This is a genomic window from Odoribacter sp. AF15-53 (assembly GCF_003479425.1).
In the GTDB taxonomy this organism is placed as follows: domain Bacteria; phylum Bacteroidota; class Bacteroidia; order Bacteroidales; family Marinifilaceae; genus Butyricimonas.
Map to the genome: position 1 here is coordinate 407486 of NZ_QUHC01000002.1, position 22617 is coordinate 430102.

Here is a 22617-nt window from a genome sequence, read left to right on the forward strand (position 1 = left end):
TTATAAAGTCCATAAAGTCGAGCTTGTGGCTCTTAAAGTTTATAATCTTTATAAACCTATAGACTTTCGACTAAACTATTCGGTGATAATGACACACTAGAAGCTTTCCCGATTCATCATGAAGATGCATCCCGTTATCCAAACAGTAACGGAACATGGAACACTCGCACAAACGCCCTGACGGGCCCATATCCGATCCCGAAAGAGTTTAAAACGTTCATTCCATACTTGCATAAAATCATCCCGATAGATATTCCCCTGATCGTAATTCGCCCGAATACTAGGACAACCGGAAATCGTCCCGTCCACACGAATGGAAAAATCAAGGCCACAATAACAGCAATTCGCCCGCTCCACTCGTAAAACCGATGACGACGAGAAAGCCGGGAAGAAATTTCAATCCATCCGGTATCATCCAAGTTGTATTCAAAATCGTACAACCGCTCACGAAATATCTTTTCTATCCGGTTCTCCTTATCCATATGAATACATTCTTTTAATTATCTCTTGTAATCTTTGTCGTGCCCTCGCATATTGCGAACGGGAAGTTCCTTCCGTAATATGAAGCATCTCTCCGATTTCTTTGTGAGAGAAACCCTCGATCGCGAATAGATTGAATATCGTACGAAACCCCTCCGGTAGCTGTTGAATAATCTGTAATAACTCCATACTCGTCAATTTCTCCAACACGGAAGGCGTCATATCCTCTTTCTCCACCTCAACATCCGCTACCGAAGAAAAAAAACTTGTCCTGACGAATCTTCTCCAAAGCACAATTAATAAATATCTTACGCATCCATCCTTCAAAACTTCCCACAGCCGTATATTCATCCAAACGGGTAAAAATCTTTATAAAACCATCCTGCAACAAATCCTTCGCCGCGTCCGGATTTCCGGCATAACGCACACACCCCCATCATTTTGGGTGCGAAATATTTATATAGAGCCTCTTGCGCTTTGGGATTGTTTTTCCGACACTCCCGAATTACCCACGCTCCGTCTAACATTCTCCTGTTTAAATTATCCTTTCTCTAGCAAGATGCAATTTTTATCCAAAACGTTGCATACAAAACTGAAATATTTTACTATAAAACGATATCTAAAATTTTTAAAGGATTTTCTCGTATTAAATATCCCTTTTGTTTTAGGTTTTAAAATTGATTCGTATTTTTGCCGATCAATTACAAAACACAAAAAGAAAGCAATATGTTGAAAGAAATTTTATCTATATCAGGAAAACCGGGATTGTACAAATTAATCAGCAATACGGCAAATGCCTTAATCGTAGAATCATTGCTTGATGGGAAACGTTTTCCCGCTTACTCGAATGCCAAAATTATTGCCCTCGAAGATATTTCTATTTACACGGAAGATGAAGATATGCCTTTAAAAACCGTTTTCAAACGCATTTTCGATAAAGAAGAAGGGAAACCGGCAATCAATCATAAAGAATCAGCAGCCGTTATCACGAATTATATCGAATCTGTTGTTCCCGAATATGATGCAGACCGGGTTTACGTGTCCGATATGCGAAAAATGATCCAATGGTACAATTTATTATTGGAGAAAAATCTTTTAAACTTCGACGAGCCGGAAGAAGAAAAGAAAGAAGAAACGACAGAAGAAAAATAACAACCTAGAGTGTAGCAAAAGTTTGGAAGACTTTTGCTACATCTCCTCTCTATATGGCAAACGATTATTTCCAATTCAAAAAGTTCACGATCCGACAGGATAAATGTGCTATGAAAGTCGGCACAGACGGTGTACTTTTGGGAGCATGGGCCAATTTAGATCATGCGAAACGTTTGCTTGACATTGGTACCGGTACGGGACTTATCGCGATCATGGCCGCACAACGGAACTCTGAATTACTCGCCGATGCGATAGAAATAGACCCGACCGCTTTCGGGCAAGCCTTAGAAAACGTCAATAACACCCCGTGGCAAGAACGAATTCAATTATTTCAAGGACAAGTACAGACATTTACACCTGAATATCAATACGATGTAATCGTTTGTAATCCTCCTTTCTTTATCAATTCGACCAAGACTCCGGAACGAAACCGGACATTAGCCCGACATTGCGAAACTCTTTCTCACGCGGATATACTCCAAGTCTGTGATCATTTACTCGATCCCGAAGGCAAACTTTGCGTCATATTACCCATCATTGAAGCTGATCATTTTATAGAATTGGCCTTAACAAAAAAATGGTTTATTAACAAATTAACAAACGTTTGTCCCACCCCGACGAAGCCCCCCAAACGAAAACTGATTGAACTTTCGAAAGCTGAAGACACCCATGTAGAAGATAGTATAATCATTGAAATAGAACGACATATATACCACGACACGTATATAGAACTAACGAAAGATTTCTATTTGAAACTCTAATTCCCCAAAGTTTAATTTATTTTATTTCATTTGCCGGATTTAAATCTATATACAGAAAAGATTAACGATCTATTAACTATTAAATCCTGAAAGACCCCCTATCTTTGTAATGTAGAAAACAGATAGAAGACACAGTTTTTTTTCATAAGTTTGTATGTTTAGGTTAGTAGTTAGTAATTAAATAAGAGACCGCCCCATCGGTCTCTTATTTTTTTTTATTACTTTTAACCACGCATTAGGTTGCAATTGTTTTGTTGTCAAATTTATATATTATTATGCAAACATCAGTCTCACTAGGCATTGATATTGGTGGTACCAATATCGCTTTCGGTATTATTGACAAAAATGGTAACTGTCTGGCAAGTGGGTCTTTACCCACAATAGCATACAACACTCCGCCGGACTTTGTCCGAGCTTTGCACCAAGAAGTCCAAAAGGAATTATCCAAACTTGATGTAGAGTTGGTAGGTATAGGCGTTGGTGCCCCCAATGGGAATTATTTCAACGGTACAATTGAAAATGCGGCTAACCTAGCTTGGAAAGGGACCATTCCCATGGTCGAACTTCTCGTCAAGCAATTTAACGTTCCCTCTTTTATAACCAACGATGCGAAAGCTGCCGCTATCGGTGAAATGGTTTACGGCGGTGCAAAAGGGATGAAAGATTTCGTTATCATCACGTTAGGAACCGGACTTGGAAGCGGCATCGTTGTTAACGGGAAATTAGTTTACGGCCATGATGGCCTGGCGGGAGAAGTCGGTCACACACTCGTTTGCGGTGGAGACAGGTACTGCAATTGCGGGCGCAGAGGTTGTCTGGAAACCTACGCTTCGGCTACCGGAATAAAACGGACAGCCTGCGAATTACTAGCCTTGGAAAATACACCCAGCGCATTAAGAGATATTCCTTACTCGGAAATTACAGCTAAAAAAGTATACGATGCCGCCCAGAAAGGAGATCCCATCGCGTTGGAAGCTTTCCGGATCACGGGAGAACAACTAGGCAAAGCGCTTGCCAACCTGGTTGCAATCATTAGTCCGGAAGCCATATTCCTTCAAGGGGGAGTTGCAAACGCCGGGGAATGGCTTTTCAAAACGACCCAAGAACAAATGGAAGCCAACATGCTGTACGTATTCAAACAAAAAGTAAAAATACTTCGTTCTTCTCTTCCCACGAATGCTGCCATTTACGGGGCATCCGCACTTGTATGGAATGAATTAAATAATTAGATACCATGAGAACACAACTCCTTATACTCCTGCTTTGCTTTATCGGAAGTTTGACATCTTGCCAAAGAGAAAAAGAAACCAGAGTAACGGACTTTGTTGATCCATTTATCGGTACCGGGGGGCAAGGCCATTGTTTTCCCGGTGCTGCAATCCCGTTTGGGGGGATTCAACTTAGTCCAGATAATCCAAGAAGTGGTTGGGAGTGGTGTTCCGGTTATCATTACAGCGACAGCATAATCTCCTCGTTTTCCCACTCGCACTTAAGCGGTACGGGAATCGGAGATTTACAGGATATCCGTCTGTTACCTGTCACGACTCGTCCGCAACCCGGTGAAAGGGCTATTGACTTTATCACGAAAGGGTACGCCAAGTTCTCCCACGCTAATGAATTCGCAGAACCGGGATATTATAGCGTGACTTTCGACAATGGGATAAAAACCGAACTATCAGTTACCCCACGTTGCGGGATGCATGCTTATCAATTCCCGGATAACTCGGTATACGGATTAACACTAGATCTGACAACAGCCCGCAATTGGGACCGGACAATCATGACATCAATCAAAAAGATTAATAACCGGACAATACAAGGCTATCGCAAATCCACGGGTTGGGCCAAGGAACATAATGTCTATTTCTTCATGGAATTTTCCCAGGACATAGATATTTGGGCCGGGAACGACACGTTAAGACAATTAAAAAACGGGCAGAAATTAGTTTCCAACCAAGGATATGCTTTCATTGATTTTGGAACCACGACAAATAAAGTACTGGTTAAAGTCAGCCTTTCGTCAGCAAACAGCGAAGGAGCCGCCGCGAACATAGACAAAGAGCTATCCCATTGGAGCTTTGATAAAGTACGCCGCGAAGCCAAACAACAATGGAAACGAATCTTGTCCCGTATAAAGGTTGAAGGGGCAAGCAAAGAAGAAAACCGGGTATTCTACACGGCCCTGTATCATGCTTACCTGGCTCCCTACATTTTTTCCGACATACACGGGAATTACAAAGGGCCGGACGGGGAAATTCATAGCGTGGGTAAGGAAAATCAGTACACGGTATTCTCTCTATGGGATACTTTCCGGGCTTCACATCCCCTGTTCACGATCACCCAGAAAAACAGGGTAAACGACATGATTAACTCATTTATCCGACATTACGAGACTTATGGCTTGTTACCCAACTGGGAATTAATGGGCAATGAAAGTCATTGCATGATAGGCAATCACGCAATTCCGGTCATCACAGAAGCCTATTTAAAAGGTATCCGGGGATTTGACGTGGAAAAAGCCTATGAAGCAATGAAAGAAACCTCCATGTCACGGGGACACGGCCTCGGACTTTTCAGAGATTATCACTATATCCCTTGTGATCTCGAAAAAGAATCGGTTTCCAAAACACTTGAATACGCTTACGATGATTGGTGTATCGCCCAAATGGCAAAAGCACTAAATAAAGAAGACGACTACCTGTATTTCATGGAATCCTCCAAGAACTACAAGAATCTGTTCGATCCCTCAACCGGACTCATGCGGGCCAAGCTTGTCGATGGAAGTTGGAAAACCCCGTTCTCTCCATTTGCATCAACCCATAGGGACGATGATTATACTGAAGGGAACGCATGGCAATACTCTTGGTTTGTTCCCCATGACATTGAAGGCCTAATTGCCCTCCACGGGGGAAAGAACGCTTTTCTCGACAAACTGGACAGCTTGTTCACCCTGCCATCAATTATCGAAGGTGATAACGCATCTCCCGATATCAGTGGATTAATCGGACAATACGCCCAAGGTAACGAGCCTTCGCATCACGTGGTATACTTGTTTAACTATACCGATGAACCTTACAAAACACAGTACTACGTGGATAAGATTCGCCGGGAACTCTACACGGATCGCCCAAACGGTCTTTGCGGAAATGAGGATTGCGGACAGATGTCCGCCTGGTACGTGTTCTCTGCCATGGGATTCTACCCTGTAAATCCATGTGACGGGAAATACCAATTGGGTACACCAATGTTCACAAAGGTTACGATAAAACTTGGACAGGATCGCAAATTTGTTATCAAAGCGAACCGGGAAAATGACAAATACATTTACGTACATGAGGTCCTGTTAAATGGCGACCCGCTCGACCGGACCTGGATAACCCATGACGAGATCATGAACGGAGGGGAATTAGAATTCGTGTTAAGCCCGGAACCCCAGAAAAACTAAAAGATAAAAGATAAAAACTAAAAGTTGAATTCAGTTTAGAGTAAACAAAGCCTCGGTCGGAGTGTGGGGAATTAACCTATAACTCGCCAAAGGCGATTCATGGTGTGCTGAAATCTAAAATCATAAATCAAGAAATTAATCGGATGAATAAACCTGTAACCTGTAACTCGCAAACCTGTAACTCGCCGAAGGCGAAAAAAAACATCGGTGTTATTCTGGCCGGCGGCTCCGGACGCCGATTAGGAGGAGAACTCCCGAAACAATTCATCGTCATTGCGGGAAAAACAGTATTGGCTCACACGCTTAGTACATTCGAAAATCACGAACATATTGATGAAATCGTCATCGTGGTGCACAAGGATTATATCCACGAAACGGAACAAATCGTACAACTCGAAGGATTTCAAAAAGTAAAACATATCGTACCCGGAGGTAAAGAACGTTACGATTCGACTCTCGCCGCGTTAAACATCTATCAAGATGAAAAATGCAATCTTATTATCCATGATGCAGTTCGCTTGTTAGTTACCACCCAGATCATCGACGGCGTAATTAAAGCTCTTCAGGATTACCAAGCCTGCACGACAGCAATACCCTCGACCGACACGATTCTGCAAAGCGACCCGTCCCGCCAATTCGTAAATCATATTCCCGACCGCTCCACGCTCTTTCAAGTCCAGACCCCGCAAGGCTTTCATTCCGATATCTTGGCAGAAGCCTACAGGAGAGCGTTGACCGATCCCATTTTTTTCAGCACGGACGACTGTGGTGTTGTAAAACGCTACATGCCGGAGATAATCATTAAAATAACACAAGGTTTGCCATTTAACATTAAATTGACGTATAAAGAGGATATTTCTATCATAGAAAAGCTACTTTTGTCCAAGTAAAGAAGTAAGGACGTGCGTAAATTGGCAAAATGAAAGGTGCAATTTTATTTATTTTTGCATCCCTAGTATTTCATTATACTCAGGGACAAGAACGGAGTATAGATTATAAAACTTCACTCACGGGATTCGTTGCCTATCAGAATACATTACCATTCTGGACAACAAGTAATAAACACGGCTTAATACCTAATGGAAACGGAACCCTTCTTGAGATAGGAGCTTTTTCCGATTTCACGAATCGCCACAAAATTCAATTCGCATACGGGGTTTCCGCTGCAGGATTTCTATCACGCCCCGAAAATAAGGTTATACTGGATGAGCTATATGCAAGTGCACGTTGGCGTAATCTTCGATTGGACCTTGGAATGATTCATCCGGCAGAAAAATTCAATGGAGTTTCTTCCACGAACGGGGATTTCGTACGCTCTGGTAATTCTCGCACGTTTCCCGGCTACAATTTAAACAGTGATTTCATGAAAATTCCTTGTACAAAAGGCATTGTATCCATTAAATTCAATTGGGCCGACTACATGATGATTGACGACTGCTACGTGGAAGACACCCGCTTACATAACAAATCGGCTTACCTGAAAATCCAACCGCTTCAACGTTTGGAAATCATTGTCGGACTGGAACATTGGGCTCAATGGGCGGGGACTTCTCCTTCCGGGGAGAAACAACCCTCTTCTTTCAACGACTATATCCGCATCGTCTGTGCTGAAGCCGGAGGCTCCGGATCAACGGTTAGCGATTCGCTCAATGCCCTCGGAAATCACTTGGGAAGAGAACACTTAACGATCAGTTACTTGGCTGATAACTACACGTTATCATTCTATCATGATATTCCCTTTGAAGATGGTTCCGGTACAGATTTCCGTTCCTTCCCGGACGGCACCTATTGCCTCTACTATGGTTCTAAAAAAAGAGATCTATGGATCACGGATGTTATCTACGAGTTTTATTACACGAAATATCAATCCGGTTCTCGCCACGATCGTCCCGCCACACCGGAAGAAATAGCAAAACAAGACCCGAACAGTCATTTCTATGGCAGAAAAGTACTTGGCGGATGCGACAATTACTTTAATAATGGAGAATATGCCAGCGGTTGGACGCTATACGAGAGAACAATCGGTAGCCCGTTCATGACGGCCGGCCTTTCCGGAGGTATCATCAGAATAATCAATAACCGAGTAGTCGCCCATCATATCGGAATGAAAGGTATGGCTTGGCAAACAACGCCTTATAAACTCATGCTATCATATTCCAAGAACTATGGAACATACGGGAATCCCATGAAAAAAGATCAGTTTTCGGGAGCGTTAGAAGTCACCTTACCATTCCGTAAATTACCCTTTTCAGTGGAAACAGGCATTTATTGCGATCTTGGAGATTTGTTCAAAGACAACTTCGGATTCACGATAAAATTAAGCCGCAAGGGAAAACTTATAAAGTAGTTGATTTATCGGGAAAGCATTCCAGCTTGGCAAACATCTCGCCATAAAAATAAAACATAGCGAGAAACAACAATATTAATAAGCGGGAATTCGCCCAGGATAGAGTGACACATGTATTACTCACCACGAAAAATACAATTAGTATCACGAAAATCAAAACGGAAAAGTTTCTTTTCCGGATCATCCGATAAACCGGAGCACCAAACAAAAAAAGTACCAGGCCAAGCCCGAATATTCCCCCAGTAATCCAGTATTGCAGGAAAGCATTATTTACATTATTATAAATTGCAATATTCATCTCCGAAGCTTCGTACCAAGCTTTAATCCGGTGTTTGGTACAAACCCCTAATCCCCACAAAGAGAACTCGTCCACATGCCGGAAACTTTCCCGGATAAACGCAACACGAGGAACGATTGTTGCACCCTTGTATTCCCCGCTCCGAACACTTTGAATCTCTTCTTCAATTTCTTGAATCCGCTTTTCATACATAGCTATATCCGTCAACAAAGTGAAAGCACATGCACACACTAATAATCCGGCAATAAATCCAAACCTCATTTGAAGGGTAAATTTCCGAAACAAATACACGTTCAAAATCAAGAATCCAAGTAAAAAACCAATAATCGAAGACTTCGTAACCGTAAACGAAAGAAAGATCAGCAAAAGAAAAAACATCATGAAACAAACCATTTTCATCACCGGACGTCTCTCCTTTATGGCCAACAAATAAGAGGCTAAAGATGCCATTGCAAGAATCATGGCTTGAACTTCCAACCAAAATTTACTTCCCAACACCACCCGATTCTCCCCGAAACGCACATTATAAATCCCGTTCAACGTATCCAACGGGGCAGAAAACAAATTCGTCCCCGTTAACGAAAAAAAGATATATACATTCAACAATAAACACCCCAGACAGAAATAAAAAAGAAATTGTTTTAATAATTCAGGAGTAAGCCAATTTCTAAAAGTAGATACATATATCGGCACAAGAATGAAATTCAATATTAAAACTTCAAAAGTTCCGTAACTTGGAGGGGCAATAGGATCACCTTTCAAAAGCACGATCAATGTATGCAACGAAAAGTAAATTAAAAAGGCAACATTCACTAAAATATATACCCGCTCTTGCCGTATATTCCGCATTACTTCTTTCCGGTTAACTCCTAACAATACCAGCACGAAGACAAGCAATAAAAAATTGAAAACGTTACCGTACAAAGGTGCCAGGCTCCCCAATAAGAAAGCAACCAAGAGGAAGAAATACCTTTGAAACTTTACCATCCGATTCATAACATTCATTTACAATACAAATATATATGATTTGCTTTGCATATCGCACCCAAGTACATAAAAAACGTATGAATTATTATTTCAATAAAATTAAATTGATTCCTCTAAATGCTCGAAAATATCTCCATAAAAATAAAACATGGAGAGTAATAACACGATGATTAATCTCGAATTATTCAGATCTAACAAGATACTCGTGTTACTTGTAACAAAAATCACAAGAATAAGGGAAGCCTCGAAATAAGAAAATCTTTTTCTTTTTACCATATTATAAAATGGAGCTCCCAAAAGGAACAAAACAACCCCTAAACCGAAAATTCCACCTTGTATCCAATAATGTAAAAATGTATTGTGTACGTTTGTAAATACACCTAACCCAGCATCAGAATTCCGTAGCCAATCCTTTACTCTATCTTTAGCATAAACCCCCATTCCCCAAACGGCAAATTCATTAAAATGCACGTAAGCTTCCCGCACAAAACCGATCCTAGGAGCTATCGTACCCCCGGTATATATTCCTTGTTTCACGCTCTCTAACTCAACAATCATCTCATCTGTTCTTTCTTTGTACTTCTCGCTAAAATTAGCCAACACAAATATTCCAAAAATAAACATAGAGATCCAAATTAATAATGCCAAACGTATTCGCCTAAGATTTTGCCTGAAAACATAAATATTCATAAATACAAAACCTGTCAAAAATGCCAACACCCCGGCCTTCGTCACGGTAAACGACAGGAAACACAGAAGCAAAAGAAATATCACACCATACAAGACTTTCATCCTCCACCGGGAATTAATAAAAATCATTACGTACGAAATCAGTGCAGCCAATGCAAGATGAAAAGCCTGTGGCTCCAACAGCAAACTCCCCCCTAAAAGAGATGTCTTATTCTCCCCGAAACGACTTGCATATAAATCTTCTATTGTTGTATGCACATCAACAAAAGTTCTTTCTGTCACAAGGTCAAACACGATATAAGTATTCAGTAATACACATCCGATACAAAACAAAAAAAGAAACCGTTTCAATAACTGGGAAGTTAACCACCCTTTCAAAGTTACAACATAGACCGGAACCAATATAAAATTAAGCAATATATCCTCAAATATCCCGTAATGAGCCTTATCACCAATTCTAGAATCCAAGAATACTGTTTGTAGACATATATACAACAAATAGGCAACAAAGCATAACAAATAATTCTTCCCTGCATTCAATTTCTTCACAAACAAATTCCAATTTGTCAATGCATAAAATAAAACCATTAAAAGAAGAAAATAATGAAACGTCTTTCCATACAGGATTCCAACACTTCCCAGCAAGAAACCTACCCATAGAAAGAAATTTTCTTGTACTTTTTCCATAATTCATCCTTATAGCTAGTTTCTATGTGACAAACTAAATACGCACTATGATTGATCGCTCATAATTTTCATTTTGAATCTCTACCGCAAAAGATGTATTATCTTTAGCCTCATTAACATATTTTCCTTCTATCTGAATTTTATCCTTCGCTCCCCGCAAAAACCATTCGTATTCAACATCAACATGCCCGATATCAATCGCCCAATAACCAGCTTTTGCCAAATCATAGCTTAATACAGTTGCAGTTTGTCCTAAAGCAACAAGAATCAATTTATCTTGCCCATACTTTACGGCTGCATTAAAAATATCATCATATTTTTCATAGGCGTTTTTTGCAGGACACAATACCCGTTGTAGTGAACATACATCACGAAAAAGATCATTATTTACCCCTAAACGGCTATATTCGCCCTCAATTAAAAGGACATTCCTCCCGCCCCATATACCCTTGATCTTCTTCAAATAACCCTTACACACGTTTTTATTTTTATATGCAAAATAAAAACGCGTAAATGATGCATCATAATATACCCACTCCGGTTTTATATAGCGGGCAAAAACATCATACGCTTTCGTAAAATAGGCCATCCAAAAAACTTTTGTCCGCAAATTCAAGTTCTCTTGTGAAACAAGAGCTTGAGGCAAACAGACAATATGATTGGGAAGTTTTGAAATCAACACTTCTTGCAATCTTTCCGATAACGAAGAATTATAATGACAGAAACCATTTCCTTTTTTTCGAATAAGATTAAGCTCCCCATCACCATATCGACTTACCGAACAATGCTCCAGAAGTATTTTATCCAAAGTTTCATCTGTTGACTTTATATCAGGGATAAAACCTAATGCTCGTTGCTTTTTCAAAAAACGCCGCCGATACTTTAAGAAACGAAATCTTAACTCCAAATAATAAAAAACATTTTTCATCACAATTCTTCCGGCATACGATCTTTTAAATATTGATCAATTCCACGCTCGCACCAAATGGCTTTTTCTGCCACCTTCTCGTGATAATAGTTAAAATTCTTTTCCCTATTTTGCATATATCTATCTTCATGCCACAAATGAAATCCTATTGCTGCAAATTTTATCGCCAATTTTTTACACCCCAAATTCAACAAACGTACACTCAAATCGTAATCTTCCCCTCCCCAGCCAACATAGTATTCATCATATCCGTTTATTTTCAACAGGTCTTCTCTCCAAAAAGACGTATTACACCCTAATCCCGGACGGGTACTCCGATGTGGAGCGAGATATCTTGCAAGCGGCAGGCAACGAATGGCATTCTCTCTCCTAGTCAATCCTAAAGTAAAAAAACTCAACGGTCTGTATATTCCATTTCTACACAACCTTTCTGTTTGAGATTTTGTAGTATTTACTCGTCCTCCTTTTATATAACATCCTTTGCGGGCGAACAGGAGATGATCTGTAACAAAATACGGATGCAAAACCATATCACCATCTATTTGTATAACATATTCATATCTAGCTTTTACGATACATTTATTTCGAATTTTTGCAACACGAAATCCCTTATCTTCTTGCCACACGTGAAACAGGGGTACTGGAAAATCTTTTTGATAGCTGGCAATTAAAGATCTTGTATCATCATTTGACCCATCATCACCAATAATAACTTCATCCGGAAGCTGTATTAACCTTTTGACACTTTCCAAGCACAACTTAAGAGCACAAGGTCTATTATAAGTAGAGATTATAAGTGAAGTTTTAATCATTAATTATCGCTTAAATTAGTAACAACTATGCCCTTTACGGCTATTCATGCATCTTCAATAAACGTTCATTCATTGATATTAATATTAAATATTTTCATTTTTTTTGCAAAACGCACAAACAACTGATTATTAGAAAGAAAAAAATACTCGCATTCTATTTGTACTACACAAAAATTTTGTATATTTGACAATCAATAAACGAACGTTTATTGATATTGCATACAATTTCATTAAGCACTAAATATCAAATAACTATATTCCGTTTTAAGGCGTTTCTAAACATTACACATGAAAAATTACACGATCGGTTTTTATCTCGAAAAACTATATTATTCCCCTCAATTCGAACCAGTCATTAGAGAAATAATCAAGCGTAACATCTCGTATGTAGTCATCATCCCGAAAAATCTGGATCGAGACGAGTTAAATCAACGGGAGGAATCCATCAAATATTGTAAAGAAGAAAATTTTACTTATTGCCTTGAAGAGGATGATTGTGCATGCAACGTGATGGTCTTCGGGAATACCCCCCATCCAACTCATACCCGATTCAAAAAATCGGCTCTCATCATGCACGGAGTATGGGGAGGTAAAACGGTAAACGCGGCCCCTTCTCTTAACAATGTCGACCTACGTTTCTTAGACGGGAAGTTTTTAGAAAACAGCCTGAGTGAACTTTTCCCGGAAAAAAAATCCATATATTACGTGTCCGGCTACTCGAAACTGGATAGCTATTTCAAACTGACCGACGAGGATCGGATTAAATTCCTACAACACTGTAATCTGGACGTCAACAAGAAAACGATTCTGTACGCACCCACGTTCTACCCCTCATCCGTGCTGAACATGGGAAAGAAATTCCCTGAAGACCTTGCGGAGTATAACATCATACTTAAACCTCACTCGCACTTGTTTTTGCGGAAAAAATACCGGAAAGATTTACATCGCCTGGAATCGTGGACCAAATACCCGAACGTCTATCTCGCCAAATTCAACGAGACAAACATTCTTCCTTTTTTACATGCCGCCGATCTGATGATCTCCGACATGTCAAGTGCCGTGTTCGAATTTTCGGGCGTGGGGAAACCAGCCATTGTCAACATGTTCCTGAGATATCGTTTGCTCCATCGCATATTCCCGCACAAAGTAACCAAACGACTGGATACGGCCAATTTTTACCTTTGGGAAGTAGGCGATACACCGAAAAACTACCAAGAGATGCTGCAAAATGCGAAAGAAAATCTAAGCAACCCGGATAAAAACAAAACGAAACGAGAGGAAATGAGTCGCCTCGTCGTAGGAATTGTTGACGGAAAAGTTTCTGAAAGAATCGTGAACAAACTATTAGAACTGAATGACAGTATCAGGGCAAACGCGTGAAAACGCTTTTAGCCCTTTGAGTCAAAAGTTTATAAAGTCTATAAAGTTCATAAAGTCCGTGGACCCTGCGGGTGTTTTGTCCACGGCAGCCAAGCTGCCGGTAAGCCTCGTCCGAAAGACACCCGTGACGTTATAAACTTTAGGAACTTTAAAAGCTGGAAGCTCAACTTTATGAACTGGGCAAACGCGTGAAACCACCACGCCTAAACCTTGGATAATATCGTGTACCTGTCTCGGATCGTTTTGGCCCGGAGAATGATTTGCTCAACTTCTTCTTTTGAAAAAGTAATATCCCGTTCTATCTCATCCAACATCTTCATTCGCTCAAAAAAGACAAGCAATTTCTCGTAATCACTCTCCGGTTGACGGAACTCCCGTTCTACCAACAAATGCCCCCAAGCCACTTGCAAACCGTGCAAAGTAGCCCGCTCCGGGAAAAGATCATCAATAGCATGACTAATCAAATGTTCGGCTCCACTGGCCGGGCGAGAACTATTAGCAAGCACCATCGCCAAACCGGAAATTACCAAACCATTCGCCAGATCACCGATAAAACGAGGCGTTCGGATATCATCAATCGTATAAGGGATCACCGAATTCCCGCTCAACGAAGCCAGCGCCAATGCAAAATTGTTGATACTCTCGCCTCTATCCGCATGCGCCAGCAGCCAGTCTTTCACAGCACTCGCGTTCGAAACAAGGTCTCCCACCCCGGCAAGTATCAACTTCTTGGGTGATCCTTTAATAATATTCACGTCGGCAATAATACCCAACGGGGCCTTTACTCCGAAACTCTGCTTTTTCCCATCTTTCACCAAACGGGCTATCGGAGAATAAATTGCGTCATTCGACAAAGTTGAGGGGACTGTTATATACGTCAAGTCCAACGTGTTCGCCACCAACTTAACTGCATCAATAATACTCCCCCCCCCGAAAGCCACGAAAAGGGCATCTCTGTTCGTGATCGACTTCATCACTTCTTGCGCCTCCTCGTAAGAACCACCTTTAATAAAAATAATATCATCGAACGACAACTTATCCACGCTCGTCTTGTACAAATCTTTCAATTCCAAAGAAGTAATCAATATTTTCTCCTTGAAATAAATATGGTTCTTCTTCAAAATATCATCCAAATGGACAAAAATATTCTCCCCGATTTCCAGAACGATAGGAATATTGATCGTCTTGTAATACATTATTTCGATGCTTTTATTTTTTCGACTAATTCCGAGGTACTAATTCCTTTCGTGTAGGGCAAGTATACCATCGAAACCTGGTGCTCTTCCAAAAATTCAGGAGTCACACGAATCTGCTTTAGATAGCCCTCACCATCCCAATCATCCCCATGCACGATTACATTAATATTGTATTTTTTGATATACTCCTTGTTATCATACCCGTGAATAACAAAAGCCTCATCCACGTAGCGACAGGCTTTCACCACCTCTAAGCGATCCCGCTCGGACAAAAAAGGTCTGCGTTTATACGAGGCCACCATCTCATCTCCATTAATTGCCACGATCAAGCGATCGCCTAACTCTTTGGCACGTCTCAACAACTCCACGTGCCCGAAATGAAAAAGATCAAAAACTCCTATAACATATACATTTTTCATACTTTCCAATTTATTCGTCACATCCGTTTCATTCTCATCCGCACCTGTACCCACACCGGAAACACGCCTCCAAAGGTAGTAAATATAGTTTAAAGTTCAGAGTTTAAGATTCAAAGTTTAGTTTTTCGGATAAAGACCTCATCCAGCATAGGTTCCAACCGTTCCCACACGTGTTCCACTGTAAGTTTATCAAACAATTCGTTTTCTGGCAATGCTTCATTTTCCAATTCGGGAAACAAGTCACGAGGAGTTATTCCCTGGTAACGGGGATCTCTTGAAGGCAACCACCTGCGCATATTCACCCGCGGCGGGTAAATAGCCAGACTCGGTACCCGACACGATTGGGCTATATGTCGCGGTCCCCCCTCGTTCCCGAAAAAGAAATCCGATAATTCAAGCATGGAGACCAATTTCCGTAACGAATCGGCTTCCACGTTAATAAAAACGTGTTCATCATTTCCCATCTCGTCAAACAACGCCAACGCTTCCGCTTTTTCCTCTTTCGAGTAATTAAAAATCAACTGGGCGTCATATCGTTGGATCATCCTAAACAACACCTGCTTCATTTTCTCCCGATCCCATGCCTTTCCCTTTACTCGCGTGAAAGGGGTACACACCACGATAACACGGGAAAAATCAATCCCTCTCCGTCCCATGTAATTTCTAAACTCCGCGGTCTCTTGCTTTGTCACGTAAAGCCGAAAAGTTGTATCCCAAAGAAGTTCTCCTTCCGATTTTAAAGGCAGCAACAACATCAAAGCACCCTCGACCTCGTTCCACTCGTCGTTGGCGTAATTGTTAATTCGATAATTATGAACAAGATGACTATAATATTTCGTTGTCCCGATCCTATATTTTGTTCTTAACGAAAACAAACTGAACCATAATGTTTTCAACGTCGAGCGGGAATCTATAATCACGTCATAGCGTTCGGTTTTCATCAATTGCCTGACTTTCCGCACATACTTGAAAAAATGACTATTCTCGTCATTCGAAAACGTGATTACCCGATCTATATCCGGATGATTTTCAAACAAGGGAGCAATCGACTCGTTAAGCACGTAATGAATCTCCGCTTCCGGGAAACTCTTGCGAATAGTACTGCAGATCACGACAGACACCACCGCATCTCCTATTCTCCGAAAACGGATCACCAGAACTTTCTTCACGCTCATAAGCCTTGTCCTTTTCTATACAACACGGGATTCAACTCCGGGTCATTATACATCTTCATCTGCTTATAAACCTTCATGTATTTACGTCCCGCCTCGATATCCGCTAAAAGCTGATCTATCGCGAGAATCAAATCACGTTTCTGTTCCAACAAAATACTTAATTTATCATCGCACTCCTTCACGTGAATCTGAACCACCTCCCGGCGTTGCACCTCTTGTTCCATATGATATATTTTCAGACACAAGATCGACAACCGGTCAATTGCCCAAGCCGGACTTTCCGTGTTCACGGTTGCCCTAGCCTGAAGTTTCACGTTCTTATATTTATCCCAGAAATAACCGTCCAACAACTCAACCAAGTCCGTTCTTTTCTGGTTCAACTGATCTATACGACGCTTAACCCTTAAAGCCTCCACGGGTTCTATGTCCGGATCCCGAATCACATCCTCCAAATGCCACTGAACCGCATCCACCCAATTCTTTAAAAATAAATAATACTCGATAGATTTATACTCGTACGGGTTATCCATTTCAGCATCCACGTCATCCCGCAAATGATAGCATGACGTACTCTCCTCAAAGATCTGATAACATAATTCCGCAAATAACATAGTACCCATTTTACAAGTCCAACTTATTTTCTAAGTAAGCAAAAAGTATTCCAAAAGTAACATTTTTTCAACATAAAATCCAACCTAAGATATTATATATCCACACGTTACCCGTAATACTCTATCTTACAATTAACAACAAATCACACTCTTCCCGGCTATACAGCCATACAGAAATAACATTCCCAGGCAGTTTGTCCCTGATATTTTTTATCCTTGTCACAAAATAAATCGGCTGTCATGAAAATGTCGAATTGTTACAAAAAGCCAACGTGCTTTTATATGACAGCTCCTCCATCATCATCGAATTCCTATTCTTTGACAAACCCGTTGTTACCTACCAAAACACCACTCCGGGAGATTACCTTATTGACGTGAATTCGTCCGAATTAATCGGTCCCGCAATAGAGAAAGTATTGAATCGTCCACAAGAACTCATGGATAATATTCGAAAATTCTCTGATAATCATCAACATTACAGAGATGGCAAGTCTTTCGCCCGCATATTGGATGCCGTCGATGATTTCATAGCAAATTACAAGGGAAAAATTAAGAGAAAACCGCTGAATCTTTTCCGAAAATTACAGACCCGTTGGCAAATCAAATACTTTCCTTTTGGCCCCCACTATACAGCCGGAAAGCGAACAAATACAATTCACAAATATCTATTCAACAAATAGATAAGATCATATTTTAAAGTTTTTAGTCAACAGACTCTCGTTATAAATTGGAGAAAATTTTTACCTTTAAGAAGGTAATTACTAATAATTGTATTACATCTTATCAACCCAAGATACAATCATCTTGTTAATATCAATAAACGATCGTTTAATAATATTTAAACAAAGCGACGTTTGTACGTATTTCTCATAGGATTGGAAATTAAAGATAATTGATTATGAGAATATAATAGATATCGTCTATTCAAAATATAAAATTTATTATATACTTTTGCTCATCGAATTAAATGATCAATTTATGATAGAGAAGAAGATTGCATACCTTGACCGTAATGAATATAACTATGGTCCCGCTCCCGAAATCGGGGAAGTTTTAAGAAATTTCGATCCGGATAAATTATGTTTTTACACCCGGATTTACGACGAAGGTAAAAAAAGTATTTTATCCGACTATATTGCTGAATTATACAATATTCCGGAGAAACAAGTTATATTAGGTTACGGTGGGGAAGATATATTAAAACAAGTAGTTCATCACTTCCTAGCCGGAGGAGAAAAACAAAAAACCTTGTTAATCCCGAAATTTTCATGGTGGTATTACAAATCTATCGCTGACGAGGTAAACGGAAGAACAATATTCTACCCGTTATATGAAGAAGGCAACACCTTCAAATATGACATCAACAGTATCCGGGAAGCCGTTGAACGGGAAAAACCGGAGATCGTCCTGATGGCATCACCTAATAACCCGACAGGCAACTCCCTGACGAAGGACGAATTACACGAAATACTTTCATTCATCCCGAAAGAAACCGTTATCGTGATTGACGAAGCTTACGCCTCTTTTGCCAACAAAGACACATCCTATATAAAACCGCTTATTGAAGAGTTCCCGAATCTGTTAATCATTCGCACGCTTTCCAAGTTTTACGGCCTTCCCGGCCTGCGCCTTGGCTTCGCGTTCATGGGAGCCAATCTATCTTCCTTCCTGAATTATAGCACGAAATACTTGGGTTATAACCGGATCACCGAAGAGATTGGAATTGCCGTGTTTAAAGCGAATGCTTACTACCAGAACATCGCCGATCTGATGGCCCAAGATCGTGAAACTTACATGAAAGAACTTGGACAACTAGAAGGATTTAAAGTTTATAAATCCGATGCCAACTTCATTCTGGTAAAATACCCGATTGTTCTGAAAGCAAAATTACAGGAAGCTCTCAAAGCAAAAGGCTTGATCGTCAAATTTATGAACGAGGAAGATATCAACACTCACATGCGTATCACCCTCGGAACTCAGAAACAGAATCGTCTGGTGATTGACACGATCAAGGAAGTGGTTCTAAAATAACAATTAAACAATTTTTCACTCCCTAGAAAGTGGAACAAGAGTCATTATGAAAAAACACTACCCCCTCCATCTCCCTCTTACACAGGGGGAGAGTTGATTACCAAACGATTTTCCCTCCTGTGTAAGGAGGGGCTAGGGGTGGTAGTACAAACCCTACACATAGTATGAAAGCCATCATCCTCGCGGCGGGAATTGCATCCCGATTACGTCCGCTCACGAACGATCGCCCGAAATGTCTACTCGAAATCGGTAATCGCTCCTTACTGGAAAGAGCCATTGACGCCCTAAAAGCCAACAACATCCACGAGATCATTATCGTCACGGGATACCTGCATGACATGTTGAAATCTTTCGTGCAAACCCGATACCCGAATCTCTCCGTGAAATTCATCTATAACGAACTCTACGCCTCCACGAATAACATCTACTCGTTGTGGCTAGCCAAAAGTGAAGTACTAAATGAAAAGGAGATCATTCTGCTCGACAGTGACATCCTGTTTGATCCTCAAATGCTCAAAGCGTTACAAGAATCATCTCATGCCAATTGCCTAGCCCTCGACAGCCACAAATTGGGAGAAGAGGAAATAAAGGTCATCGTGGATGAAAACAAGCGGATCATCGAGATCAGCAAGACTTGTTCCATTCAAAAAGCAATCGGGGAATCCATCGGTATCGAAAAAATATCCAACTCCTATCTCACGGCATTATACAAAGAACTGGATCAAATGATCGTGAACGAGCAACTCGACAATGTTTTTTACGAACTGGCATTTGAACGCCTGATCAAGCAAGGACACTATTTCTACCCAGTCGATACAAGTGATTTTTTCTCCATGGAACTTGACACGGTTGAAGATTTCCATGACGCGATAAACCGAATCCCTAAACATTTACAATAATGAAAATCGTTCTATTCTGCGAGCAAAAATACGCGATTAACATCCTGCAACCCCTTGAAGTGGAAGCCGTCAAAGAAGGCGGGCATAACGTGTTGTGGTACGTGCAATCCAAGAACATTCCCGACTTCCCGCTGAAAGACGAGGTAAAATGGACCGACAGCATACAGGAAATCTATGATTTCTCCCCGGAAGTCATTTTCGTACCCTGCAACATTGTACCATACTATCTGCCCGGCGTGAAAATTCAAATCTTTCACGGCTACGCAGCCGAGAAAAAAGATCACTGGGTCATCCGTCGTTATTTCGACACCTACTTCACACAAGGCCCCTTTTTCACACGAGGATTCAACGCTCTCGCCAAGAAATACAAAGACTTCGAGGTCGTGGAAACGGGATGGCCCCGGCAGGATTGGATATACGCCAACCTGCATACATTCGACCCGGAGAAAGAGGCCCTGCTCCAAAAACACGGTAAAAGCAAGCTAGCACTGTATGCCCCGACTTTTTCCCCTTCCCTGACCTCACTCCCTTTTATCAAAGAAGGACTGATCAAGCTGGTTGAGGAAAAGGATGTTCTACTGATCTTGAAATTCCACCCGTTGACCCGCATCGAATGGATGAACGAGTACAAGGAACTGGCAGAAAAACACGAGCACATCCTTTGGGTAGAAGATCACAACATCACCAAATATCAAATCATGGCCGACGTGATGATCAGCGATACTTCTTCCACCGTGTACGAATTCCTGTTACTGGATAAACCGGTTATCACGTACAAAACCATTGCCAAGGATATCTATTGGCTGGATATACAACAACCGGAAGAACTACCCGAAGCGTTTGACCGGGTATTACATGATGAAGCGTATATATCCAAACGGAAATGGATCATCGACAACTATGATCCTTATCTTGACGGCCAAGTATGCCACCGGATGCTGGATGCCGCTAGAGACTATATCGCCCGTCACGGTGTCCCCCAAAAACGAAAACTAAATCTTTGGAGAAAATACACCAGTATCAAGAAATTCGGGAAGATAAAATAGAAAAAACTGCAAAGTCATAAGATTCATGAATCTTATGACTTTGCAGTTTTTTTCGCTTTCCGCCTGCGCACTTGTTCGTCATGAGCGTGAGTCCACTCTTTCAGTAAACGGGTCATTTCCACCGCATCCGAATGCGTCAACCGGGCATACTCATCCGCGATAACATCAATCATATCATCCGTGGCATTCAGGCGATAGAAATTCTTTAACCCTACAAACGGTGAAATATTCATAAATTTTATCCGGTTCAAATCAACCAACATAAATTTCACACCTTCATCCTCCCTACGTATCAACGTGTTCCCCGGAGAATGATCAATAAAATAGATTGATTGTGAATGAAAATGATAGGTAAATTTTGTAAATTCCCGCAAGATAAATTCCAGATCCGCGGGACGTTCTATCCGAAGATCACGAAAAGTATAATCATACTCCTCCTGCCGGGAAATATAAAAACTCCGGGTTACCCCCCAGATATTACGATACACGATATAAGCTACCGGCTCCGGAGTATCAACACCCCGTTCCAACAACATATTCGCGTATTCAAACGAGCGCACAGCCTTTCCTTTCCGAAGATAAGCGTATGCGAATTGATTAACAATATTAGGCTTCTTGAAAGACTTCACGTTAAAACGCTGCCCTTCAACCTCCAGAATTTTAATCACGTTCCGATTATTTTCAATCACCTCCCCTTCCTCGTCAAAACGACGGGGAATATCCAGAATAACCTTCTCCAGTGATTTATATTTCGGATTAATACGGCAATCCATCATTTCACCCGCTCGTAATTTATAAACGTGTAATCACATTCGTTTTTCTCGTCCGCCTGACAAGCTTCACGAGAAACTTCCTTCCACACTTCCGGGTCAACCGATGGGATCACCGTATCCCCTTCACACACCTGATGCACCACGGTCAGGTACAAACGATCGGCTTTATCCCATAATTTCTTGTAAATCATCCCACCCCCGGTCACAAATACCTCATCTTCATCCTTCGTCAATTCCAACGCTTCCTCCACGCTATGAACCACCTCACACCCCACGGCTTGAAACTCCGGATTTCGCGAAATCACGATATTTCTCCTGTTTGGCAAAGCCCGACCTATCGACTCGAAAGTCTTTCGTCCCATTAATATCGTATGCCCTGTCGTCAATGACTTGAAACGCTTCAAATCAGCCGACAACCTCCATATCAACCCGTTATCTCTCCCGATAACATTATTCTCTGCCGTCGCTACTATTATTGATAAAACCATGTACTAATTTTA

The 22617-nt window shown here is 41.0% G+C and carries 23 protein-coding genes and 1 pseudogene; 11 read left to right on the forward strand and 13 right to left on the reverse strand.

Features of this window, described 5'->3' with window-relative positions; all coding sequences use genetic code 11:
* Window positions 1-70 precede the first annotated feature (70 nt).
* The 3 genes and pseudogenes from DWW52_RS06235 to DWW52_RS21220 all read right to left on the reverse strand — a co-directional run.
* A pseudogene (locus tag DWW52_RS06235) lies at window positions 71-312 on the reverse strand (SPASM domain-containing protein); the annotation flags it as partial.
* Between the two features lie 162 nt (window positions 313-474).
* Window positions 475-774, reverse strand: coding sequence for an RNA polymerase sigma factor (locus DWW52_RS21215; protein WP_233556728.1), 300 nt, complete (start codon window positions 772-774; stop codon window positions 475-477).
* Window positions 719-907 (reverse strand): RNA polymerase sigma factor, encoded by a 189-nt coding sequence (locus DWW52_RS21220; RefSeq protein ID WP_233556730.1) that lies wholly within the window; start codon window positions 905-907, stop codon window positions 719-721. Before DWW52_RS21220 ends, DWW52_RS21215 begins: the two co-directional genes overlap by 56 nt.
* Before the next feature lie 299 nt (window positions 908-1206).
* On the opposite strand from DWW52_RS21220, the gene DWW52_RS06245 reads away from it, so the two are divergent.
* From DWW52_RS06245 to DWW52_RS06270, 6 genes are all read left to right on the forward strand, one after another.
* A complete protein-coding gene (locus DWW52_RS06245) occupies window positions 1207-1632 on the forward strand; it encodes a DUF5606 domain-containing protein (RefSeq protein ID WP_118714977.1) in 426 nt (141 codons plus the stop codon).
* Window positions 1633-1685: 53 nt separating this feature from the next.
* Window positions 1686-2393 (forward strand): tRNA1(Val) (adenine(37)-N6)-methyltransferase, encoded by a 708-nt coding sequence (locus DWW52_RS06250; protein WP_118714607.1) that lies wholly within the window; start codon window positions 1686-1688, stop codon window positions 2391-2393.
* Between the two features lie 275 nt (window positions 2394-2668).
* A complete protein-coding gene (locus DWW52_RS06255) occupies window positions 2669-3622 on the forward strand; it encodes an ROK family protein (protein WP_118714608.1) in 954 nt (317 codons plus the stop codon).
* A gap of 5 nt (window positions 3623-3627) precedes the next feature.
* The gene (locus DWW52_RS06260) at window positions 3628-5838 is read left to right on the forward strand and encodes a GH92 family glycosyl hydrolase (RefSeq protein ID WP_118714609.1); all 2211 of its coding nucleotides are present in this window, start codon (window positions 3628-3630) and stop codon (window positions 5836-5838) included.
* Window positions 5839-5981: 143 nt separating this feature from the next.
* Window positions 5982-6728, forward strand: a complete 747-nt coding sequence (locus DWW52_RS06265; protein WP_118714610.1) for a 2-C-methyl-D-erythritol 4-phosphate cytidylyltransferase — start codon at window positions 5982-5984, stop codon at window positions 6726-6728.
* Window positions 6729-6757: 29 nt separating this feature from the next.
* A complete protein-coding gene (locus DWW52_RS06270; protein ID WP_233556732.1) occupies window positions 6758-8185 on the forward strand; it encodes a capsule assembly Wzi family protein in 1428 nt (475 codons plus the stop codon).
* Here the strand turns inward: DWW52_RS06270 and DWW52_RS06275 are convergent.
* From DWW52_RS06275 to DWW52_RS06290, 4 genes are all read right to left on the reverse strand, one after another.
* Window positions 8175-9479 carry an O-antigen ligase gene (locus tag DWW52_RS06275; RefSeq protein WP_233556734.1) on the reverse strand — a complete coding sequence of 435 codons (1305 nt, stop codon included), beginning with the start codon at window positions 9477-9479 and terminating at the stop codon, window positions 8175-8177. The two genes, DWW52_RS06270 and DWW52_RS06275, sit on opposite strands and share 11 nt — an antisense overlap.
* A 90-nt stretch (window positions 9480-9569) precedes the next feature.
* Window positions 9570-10847 (reverse strand): O-antigen ligase, encoded by a 1278-nt coding sequence (locus DWW52_RS06280; RefSeq protein ID WP_118714612.1) that lies wholly within the window; start codon window positions 10845-10847, stop codon window positions 9570-9572.
* A gap of 34 nt (window positions 10848-10881) precedes the next feature.
* Window positions 10882-11712 (reverse strand): SP_1767 family glycosyltransferase, encoded by an 831-nt coding sequence (locus tag DWW52_RS06285; protein ID WP_158582505.1) that lies wholly within the window; start codon window positions 11710-11712, stop codon window positions 10882-10884.
* Window positions 11713-11774: 62 nt separating this feature from the next.
* Window positions 11775-12587, reverse strand: coding sequence for a glycosyltransferase family 2 protein (locus DWW52_RS06290; RefSeq protein ID WP_118714614.1), 813 nt, complete (start codon window positions 12585-12587; stop codon window positions 11775-11777).
* A 288-nt stretch (window positions 12588-12875) separates the two neighbouring features.
* Between DWW52_RS06290 and DWW52_RS06295 the strand changes: the two genes are divergently transcribed.
* Window positions 12876-13967: a CDP-glycerol glycerophosphotransferase family protein gene (locus DWW52_RS06295; RefSeq protein WP_118714615.1), complete on the forward strand. Its 1092-nt coding sequence runs from the start codon at window positions 12876-12878 to the stop codon at window positions 13965-13967.
* Window positions 13968-14170: 203 nt separating this feature from the next.
* Here the strand turns inward: DWW52_RS06295 and DWW52_RS06300 are convergent, their stop codons facing one another.
* From DWW52_RS06300 to DWW52_RS06315, 4 genes are all read right to left on the reverse strand, one after another.
* A complete protein-coding gene (locus DWW52_RS06300; RefSeq protein ID WP_118714616.1) occupies window positions 14171-15163 on the reverse strand; it encodes an iron-containing alcohol dehydrogenase in 993 nt (330 codons plus the stop codon).
* On the reverse strand, window positions 15163-15582 hold the full coding sequence (locus DWW52_RS06305; RefSeq protein WP_118714979.1) for an adenylyltransferase/cytidyltransferase family protein: 420 nt from the start codon (window positions 15580-15582) through the stop codon (window positions 15163-15165). Before DWW52_RS06305 ends, DWW52_RS06300 begins: the two co-directional genes overlap by 1 nt.
* A gap of 110 nt (window positions 15583-15692) precedes the next feature.
* Entirely contained in the window at window positions 15693-16757 is a 1065-nt protein-coding gene (locus DWW52_RS06310; protein ID WP_118714617.1) for a glycosyltransferase family 9 protein, read from the reverse strand.
* Entirely contained in the window at window positions 16754-17368 is a 615-nt protein-coding gene (locus DWW52_RS06315; RefSeq protein ID WP_118714618.1) for a DUF4254 domain-containing protein, read from the reverse strand. The genes DWW52_RS06310 and DWW52_RS06315 overlap by 4 nt, the downstream gene beginning before the upstream one ends.
* Window positions 17369-17598: 230 nt before the next feature.
* Here DWW52_RS06315 and DWW52_RS06320 point away from each other — a divergent pair, with 230 nt between their 5' ends.
* The 4 genes from DWW52_RS06320 to DWW52_RS06335 all read left to right on the forward strand — a co-directional run bounded on the left by DWW52_RS06320 (window position 17599) and on the right by DWW52_RS06335 (window position 21344).
* Entirely contained in the window at window positions 17599-18048 is a 450-nt protein-coding gene (locus tag DWW52_RS06320) for a UDP-N-acetylglucosamine 2-epimerase (protein WP_118714619.1), read from the forward strand.
* Window positions 18049-18349: 301 nt separating this feature from the next.
* Window positions 18350-19399, forward strand: a complete 1050-nt coding sequence (locus tag DWW52_RS06325; RefSeq protein WP_118714980.1) for a histidinol-phosphate transaminase — start codon at window positions 18350-18352, stop codon at window positions 19397-19399.
* Window positions 19400-19563: 164 nt separating this feature from the next.
* Window positions 19564-20298, forward strand: coding sequence for a sugar phosphate nucleotidyltransferase (locus tag DWW52_RS06330; protein WP_118714620.1), 735 nt, complete (start codon window positions 19564-19566; stop codon window positions 20296-20298).
* Complete coding sequence (locus tag DWW52_RS06335) at window positions 20298-21344, forward strand: CDP-glycerol glycerophosphotransferase family protein (protein WP_118714621.1); 1047 nt, start codon at window positions 20298-20300, stop codon at window positions 21342-21344. The genes DWW52_RS06330 and DWW52_RS06335 overlap by 1 nt, the downstream gene beginning before the upstream one ends.
* 32 nt (window positions 21345-21376) lie before the next feature.
* On the opposite strand, the gene DWW52_RS06340 is transcribed toward DWW52_RS06335, so the two are convergent.
* Both DWW52_RS06340 and DWW52_RS06345 read right to left on the reverse strand, forming a co-directional pair.
* Window positions 21377-22120 carry a Kdo domain containing protein gene (locus tag DWW52_RS06340; RefSeq protein WP_148315338.1) on the reverse strand — a complete coding sequence of 248 codons (744 nt, stop codon included), beginning with the start codon at window positions 22118-22120 and terminating at the stop codon, window positions 21377-21379.
* Window positions 22117-22605 carry a dihydrofolate reductase gene (locus DWW52_RS06345; RefSeq protein WP_118714623.1) on the reverse strand — a complete coding sequence of 163 codons (489 nt, stop codon included), beginning with the start codon at window positions 22603-22605 and terminating at the stop codon, window positions 22117-22119. Before DWW52_RS06345 ends, DWW52_RS06340 begins: the two co-directional genes overlap by 4 nt.
* Window positions 22606-22617: the final 12 nt, after the last annotated feature.

Bases quoted from the DNA above. Each gene is read 5' to 3' on its own strand.
- DWW52_RS06245 (WP_118714977.1), top strand. From the start codon at position 1,207: ATGTTGAAAGAAATTTTATCTATATCAGGAAAACCGGGATTGTACAAA.
- DWW52_RS06250 (WP_118714607.1), top strand. From the start codon at position 1,686: ATGGCAAACGATTATTTCCAATTCAAAAAGTTCACGATCCGACAGGAT.
- DWW52_RS06255 (WP_118714608.1), top strand. From the start codon at position 2,669: ATGCAAACATCAGTCTCACTAGGCATTGATATTGGTGGTACCAATATC.
- DWW52_RS06260 (WP_118714609.1), top strand. From the start codon at position 3,628: ATGAGAACACAACTCCTTATACTCCTGCTTTGCTTTATCGGAAGTTTG.
- DWW52_RS06265 (WP_118714610.1), top strand. From the start codon at position 5,982: ATGAATAAACCTGTAACCTGTAACTCGCAAACCTGTAACTCGCCGAAG.
- DWW52_RS06270 (WP_233556732.1), top strand. From the start codon at position 6,758: ATGAAAGGTGCAATTTTATTTATTTTTGCATCCCTAGTATTTCATTAT.
- DWW52_RS06275 (WP_233556734.1), bottom strand. From the start codon at position 9,479: ATGAATCGGATGGTAAAGTTTCAAAGGTATTTCTTCCTCTTGGTTGCT.
- DWW52_RS06280 (WP_118714612.1), bottom strand. From the start codon at position 10,847: ATGGAAAAAGTACAAGAAAATTTCTTTCTATGGGTAGGTTTCTTGCTG.
- DWW52_RS06290 (WP_118714614.1), bottom strand. From the start codon at position 12,587: ATGATTAAAACTTCACTTATAATCTCTACTTATAATAGACCTTGTGCT.
- DWW52_RS06295 (WP_118714615.1), top strand. From the start codon at position 12,876: ATGAAAAATTACACGATCGGTTTTTATCTCGAAAAACTATATTATTCC.
- DWW52_RS06300 (WP_118714616.1), bottom strand. From the start codon at position 15,163: ATGTATTACAAGACGATCAATATTCCTATCGTTCTGGAAATCGGGGAG.
- DWW52_RS06305 (WP_118714979.1), bottom strand. From the start codon at position 15,582: ATGAAAAATGTATATGTTATAGGAGTTTTTGATCTTTTTCATTTCGGG.
- DWW52_RS06310 (WP_118714617.1), bottom strand. From the start codon at position 16,757: ATGAGCGTGAAGAAAGTTCTGGTGATCCGTTTTCGGAGAATAGGAGAT.
- DWW52_RS06315 (WP_118714618.1), bottom strand. From the start codon at position 17,368: ATGTTATTTGCGGAATTATGTTATCAGATCTTTGAGGAGAGTACGTCA.
- DWW52_RS06330 (WP_118714620.1), top strand. From the start codon at position 19,564: ATGAAAGCCATCATCCTCGCGGCGGGAATTGCATCCCGATTACGTCCG.
- DWW52_RS06335 (WP_118714621.1), top strand. From the start codon at position 20,298: ATGAAAATCGTTCTATTCTGCGAGCAAAAATACGCGATTAACATCCTG.
- DWW52_RS06340 (WP_148315338.1), bottom strand. From the start codon at position 22,120: ATGATGGATTGCCGTATTAATCCGAAATATAAATCACTGGAGAAGGTT.
- DWW52_RS06345 (WP_118714623.1), bottom strand. From the start codon at position 22,605: ATGGTTTTATCAATAATAGTAGCGACGGCAGAGAATAATGTTATCGGG.